Source organism: Qipengyuania pacifica (assembly GCF_019857205.1).
In the GTDB taxonomy this organism is placed as follows: Bacteria; Pseudomonadota; Alphaproteobacteria; order Sphingomonadales; family Sphingomonadaceae; genus Qipengyuania; species Qipengyuania pacifica.
In genome coordinates this window covers 1-5,678 of the sequence record NZ_JAHWXO010000026.1, presented here as the reverse complement: position 1 = coordinate 5,678, position 5,678 = coordinate 1, and the positions used below count along the sequence as shown (strand labels likewise).

Genomic DNA, 5,678 nt, shown 5'->3' with positions numbered 1-5,678 from the left:
GTCTGAACATCGTCCACGTTCAACCCGAGCTGGGTCAGGCGGATGCGATCAGGGATGACCTGAATGAACGGCAAGCCGGTCACCTGTTCGGTCTGCGCGTCCTGCGATCCCTCGATCGAAGAGACGACGCCCTCGACCTCGGCTGCAACGGAAGCAAGCTGGTCGAGATCGTCCCCGAAGATCTTGATCGCGACGTCGGAACGCACGCCCGCGATGAGTTCGTTGAAGCGCATCTGGATCGGCTGAAGGAACTCGTAGCGCGAACCGGGCACCTGCTGGACGGCCTCGTTCATCTCGGCGACGAGTTGCTCCTTTGGTTTGCGGGGATCCGGCCAATCCTCTCTCGGCTTCATGATCACGAAAGTGTCGGCGACCGATGGCGGCACTGGGTCAGTGGCCACATCGGCGGTACCGATCTTCGCGAACACCTGGTCCACCTCGGGGAAGGTCCGAATTTTGTCTTCCAGGGCAGTCTGCATGGCGACCGCCTGGCTGAGGCTGGTACCCGGAATTCTCAGCGCGTGGAGCGCGATATCGCCTTCATCCAGATTGGGAATGAATTCCGATCCCATCCGGCTTGCGCCCCATCCGCTCAGGACCACCAGAGCCACGGCTCCGGCAAGGACAGCTTTGCGCGAACGTAGGGCGAAGTCGAGCATCGGACGATAACCCGATTTGGCTGCGCGCATGACGCGCGTCTCCTTCTCCTCGACCTTGCCCGTCACAAATGTCGCGACCGCGGCCGGAACGAAGGTGAGGGAGAGCACCATGGCGGCGGTTAGCGCCATGACGACCGTGATCGCCATCGGGTGGAACGTCTTGCCCTCCACGCCTTCGAGAGCGAAGATCGGCACGTAGACGATGGTGATGATCAGAATGCCGAAAAGGCTCGGCTTGATCACCTCGGCAGATGCGCGGGCCGCCAGCTTGAAGCGTTCCTCGCGATTCAGCAGTCTTCCGAGCGAATGCTGCGCTTCGCCGAACCGACGGAGGCAGTTTTCGACAATGATGACTGCACCGTCGACGATCAGGCCGAAGTCCAATGCCCCCAGGCTCATCAGATTGCCCGACACGTTGTTCTCGACCATCCCCGTGATCATCAGGAGGAAAGAGAGCGGGATCACGGCAGCGGTAATGAGTGCAGCCCTGAAGTTGCCGAGCAGGACGAACAGGACAACGATGACCAACAGCGCCCCTTCGGCGAGGTTCTTCTCGACTGTGGAGACCGTTGCTTCGACCAGTTCGGAGCGATCGTAGACCGTATTGGCGACAACGCCGCCGGGCAGCGAGCGGTTTACCTCTTCCAGCCTTTCGGCCACCGCAACACTGACATCGCGGGCATTCTCGCCAACGAGCATGTAGATCGTGCCGAGCACGACTTCGCGGCCATCCTTGGTTGCGGCGCCATTGCGGATCTCGGATCCGATCTCGACATCCGCCACATCAGCGATGCGAATGGGAACCCCATCGCGGTAATCGACAATAATCCCGGACAAATCGCGTTCGTCCTCGGCCTGTCCGGGTACGCGGATAAGATATTGCGAACCTGACCTCTCGACGTAGCCAGCACCGACATTGGCATTGTTGTTTTCGAGCGCCTCGATCACGTCTTCGACCGTCAGACCGAAGCCGGCAAGACGTTCGGGAAGCGGCGCTACGACATACTCCTTACGGTAGCCGCCGATCGAGTTGACCTCGGTGACCCCTGGAACCGTGCGAAGCTGTGGCCGAACCACCCAGTCATGCAACGTCCGCAGATCCTGCGCGGTATAGCGCGACCCATCGGGTTTGACCGCGCCCTGCTCGGCCTCGACCGTGTACATGAAGATCTCGCCCAGGCCCGTGGCGATAGGTCCGAGTTCGGGTTCGACCGTCTCCGGCAGGTTCGAACGTACCGCCTGCAGGCGCTCGTTGACGAGTTGTCTGGCGAAGTAGATGTCGGTGCCATCCTCGAAAACGACGGTAACCTGGCTCAGACCGTAGCGCGAAACCGAGCGCGTATAGGAAAGCCCCGGCAACCCCGCGATGGCGGTTTCGACCGGATAGGTAATGCGCTGCTCGGCTTCGAGCGGAGAAAAGCCCGGCGCCGAAGTGTTGATCTGCACCTGCACATTGGTGATGTCCGGCACCGCATCGATCTTGAGCCGGCCGAAACTGTAAATGCCCACGGCGGCGAAAATGAACACCGCTGCCAGCACTGCGAAACGCTGCCTGATCGACAGCTCGACTATTTTCGTTAACATGGAATCGCGCTCCTCAGTGATCGTGGCTCGCGCCCGACTTCTCGATGTCGGCCTTGATCACGTAGCTGTTCTCGGATGCGTAGACGGTGCCTGCATCGATCCCGCTCAGCACCTCGGTCCACTCGGGACCTTCCTGACCAAGCTCGAGCATCCGCACCTCGTAGGTCTCGCCGATCTTGGCGAAGACGACGCGAAAATCGCGGAACTGCTGGATGGCGTCCGTCCTGACGGCGAGAGGCACCCGTCGCTGGTCGACCGAGACCAGACCCCGGACCGCCATTCCCGGTCGCCAGAAGCCATCGCGATTGGGAAGCGGAGCGCGCGCGGTCACCGCCTGGCTGCTGACTTCCGCCAGAGGCAGGAAGTCCCGGATGCGGGAGCCCTGCGCACGCTGGCCTTCGAGGCCCCGGATAAGCACCGATTGTCCGGGACGAACCCGCTCGATGTCGCGTGGGAAGATCGGGAAGGTCGCAACCGTGCGAGACGGATCGGAGATGACGAACATCGGATCGCTGTCCGCGATGTCGCCAATGTTGGTATTGCGCTGCGTGATCACTCCGGAAATCGGCGCGTAGATCGGATAGGTCTGCAACGATGAGCTGCTTTCTACCCGCGCCAGCAACGCCCCCCGGGCTACACGATCGCCGAGATTGGCATGCAGCGACATGACGGTGCCCGGGAATTTGGCCCCCACCTCGGCGCTGCCGGAGGGATCGAGCTCCACCCGTCCGATGATTTCCACGGTTTCACCGACCTGTTGCGGTCCGACCGTCTCGGTCCGGATGCCCGCCGCACGTGCCGCCTCGTCCGAGATGGTAACCCGACCCTCGTAGGATTCGAACGCCCATCGATGGGTGTTGTCGCCTTCGATTGCCACGACCACGACGTCGAAACTGTGCGGTTCGACGAGAACGCCCTGGCCTCGCAGGTAATCCTGTTCCGGTTCGAATTCGAACGTGGTCTTTTCGCCGTCCAGACGCGTGATCATGACCCGGGCACGGACCGTTTCGGGATCGACGGGCTCGTTGTCACGGTAGGCGTAGAGACGGTATTCGGGCGGAACACCGTCTTCGAAGACGGTAACCTCGATAGCGAAGTCGCCGTCACGAAGCATGCGACCGTTGTGTGGACCGCGCTCGTATTCGCCCTCTGCGGCTGCCTGTTCTTCGGAAGTTTCCGGCGAATCCGCCGACTGGCCGCAGGCGGTAAGTGTCGCTGCAAAGCACGCAGCAAGGAATAAATGCGTCTTGCGCATGATCAGTAACCCCCAACAAGTTCGATGAAGCGGCCAGTCAGTCGGTCGTAGTCGACCTTGGCCTGATGATATTCGGCGAGCGCATCGACGAAGCGGACTCTGGCTTCGTGCAATGCGGTCTGGGCAATGGAGACATCGAGAAAGGTGAACCCTCCGCGATTGTAGCCGGCACGGACCTCCCGAAGGGTCTGTTCGGCACCGGGCACGACCTGCTCCTGGATCGCCTCGGCCTCGTGGCGCGCCTCTTCGACGCGTTCGGCCGCCAGAGCGATCTGCCGGCGACGCTGGAACCGTTCGACCGCGAGGTCCGCCTCGACCTGCCGCTGCTCGGCCGCGGCGCGGTCGATGTTGGCCCGATTGAGCGCGCGGTTGGGCAAGGGCAGCGAGAAGCCCGCAATGACGGCGACGTCGCCATTGCCGAACAACCTGGGCCCCGCGAAGACAGTTGGATCGGTCCGCGAATTGGCTTCCTGGAGGCGATAGTTCGCGTCCGCCCTCTCGCGCCGGGCCTGGAAGACGGCAAGATCGACTGGCGTAAGGTCGGCATTGGTGATGGCAATCTCTTCGGCTTCGAGGAAGCCCGAGGTCACGACCCCGATGCTGCGTGGATCTCCGCCGGTAAGGAGCGCCAGGCGCGCCAGAGCGGCTTCGAAGGCGTGTTCCGCCAGCCCAAGATCCACCCGGGCTTCGGCCAGTTGTGTGCGGGCCCGCGTTCCGGCGAACAGAGGGTCGCGCGCCTCATCGACCCTGCGCTGCACCTCATTGGCGAGGGTCTCGGCGATCTCGACCCTGCTCCTGGCAAGTTCGAGCGACAAGGCGGCGGCTTGCGCTTCCACGTACAACGCCTGGACTTCGCTCGCGAGATCGAGACGCCGCACGAGCGCCTCGGCCTCGGCAACGGCGATATCGCCTTGCGCGAGGCCCACGCGCGCCGCGCGTTTGCCGCCGCGCTCCAGTCGCTGGTTGTAAGTCCCGTCGATCTGCCATTGGGAAAAGCCCGGGGTGCCGATGTTCTCGACGGTCCCATCGATCGTGGGCGCGGGGTTGGTATCGGCAGCGCTTCGCGCTGCGTTGAGGCCGTCGAGGCGCGCAGCGGTCGCCTCGCCCTGCGGTGAATTGGCGACCGCAGTTCGAACGGCCTCCTCGAGTGTGTACGTCTGGGCGGATGCCGAGGTCGCCCACACCAACGTGGCCGCCAGAAGGGCGGCACGCGTGGACACGTGCATGATAGATTGCTCCTGATTGTCTGAATGGAAATTGGCCCGGAATGCGGGCCGGATTCAGAAAATCAGGCTGATGGGGGCTGTGTTAACGGAGCTGGCGAAAAGCCGATGAGAGGCGGTGTCTCGCCCGGCCGCAGAAGTGTTCGAGGCGCAGGGGCGTTGCCCGCGAACTCGGTCTGGTCCGGCATCGCAATCGAGCTGTGCGAATGCGAAGCAGGGTGAGGCACGATGTCTTCGGACGCGAGCGAATCGGCGTCTGTCTCGACCTCGATGACATCGGCGGAATTGTGCTCATGCGCATGATGCGCGCTTGCCGTCTCGTGTGCATGCGCCGCTTCCAGATGCGGAATCGATCCCGGAAGTCCGCCATGCGAGACCAGGAGCAATGCCAACAAAAACAGGAAATGGAGCTGGCGCATCGGCGGGCGGTTAGCCGATCGCAAGCGAATGGGCAAGCCGCGGAGACCGGTTTTTGAGCGATTGCTTGCCGTACGACCCCGTGTCCGACGGAAGATCCGGCGCGTGCGAGGTAGCACGCAGCAAAAAGAGAGGAGAGGGAGCTTTGCTCTTCCTGAGCCGGGCTATGTCCGTCCCGGCGATCAGGAGACCTCCCATGACCAGATCCCGCCGCGCTGTTTCAGCTTCGCCAGCCCACCGCATCACCGCCGCCATCATCGAAAAGCTCGAGCAAGGCACCAAGCCCTGGGTCAAGCCGTGGCGCGGCGTGACGGTCTCGCGACCCTTGCGCTCCTGCGGGACACCCTATCGCGGCATGAACACCTTCTGGCTGTGGATGGTGGCCGATGGCTGCGGCTACGTCTCGCCTTACTGGATGACCTACCGCCAGTGCCAGAAGCTCGGCGGACAAGTCCGCAAGGGTGAGAAATCGACCATCGCGATCTTCTACAAGAGCTACACCAAGGAAGTCGAGAACGCCGAAGGCGAAGCCGACACCGA

4 protein-coding genes are annotated in these 5,678 nt (G+C 62.7%); 1 reads left to right on the top strand and 3 read right to left on the bottom strand.

All coding sequences use genetic code 11. The annotated features are described in order from the left end of the window. From KYK83_RS16830 to KYK83_RS16820, 3 genes are all read right to left on the bottom strand, one after another. Positions 1 to 2,243: efflux RND transporter permease subunit (locus KYK83_RS16830; protein WP_222829071.1), on the bottom strand; the 2,243-nt coding region annotated here is incomplete at its 3' end. 13 nt (positions 2,244 to 2,256) lie between these two features. Beyond that, positions 2,257 to 3,498 (bottom strand): efflux RND transporter periplasmic adaptor subunit, encoded by a 1,242-nt coding sequence (locus KYK83_RS16825; RefSeq protein ID WP_222829070.1) that lies wholly within the window; start codon positions 3,496 to 3,498, stop codon positions 2,257 to 2,259. A gap of 2 nt (positions 3,499 to 3,500) precedes the next feature. Beyond that, a complete protein-coding gene (locus KYK83_RS16820; protein WP_196847446.1) occupies positions 3,501 to 4,724 on the bottom strand; it encodes a TolC family protein in 1,224 nt (407 codons plus the stop codon). Positions 4,725 to 5,334: 610 nt separating this feature from the next. Between KYK83_RS16820 and KYK83_RS16815 the strand changes: the two genes are divergently transcribed. Next, positions 5,335 to 5,678, top strand: a 344-nt coding sequence (locus KYK83_RS16815; RefSeq protein WP_222829069.1) for an ArdC-like ssDNA-binding domain-containing protein, incomplete at its 3' end; no start/stop codon positions are given.

Bases quoted from the DNA above. Each gene is read 5' to 3' on its own strand.
- KYK83_RS16820 (WP_196847446.1), bottom strand. From the start codon at position 4,724: ATGCACGTGTCCACGCGTGCCGCCCTTCTGGCGGCCACGTTGGTGTGG.
- KYK83_RS16825 (WP_222829070.1), bottom strand. From the start codon at position 3,498: ATGCGCAAGACGCATTTATTCCTTGCTGCGTGCTTTGCAGCGACACTT.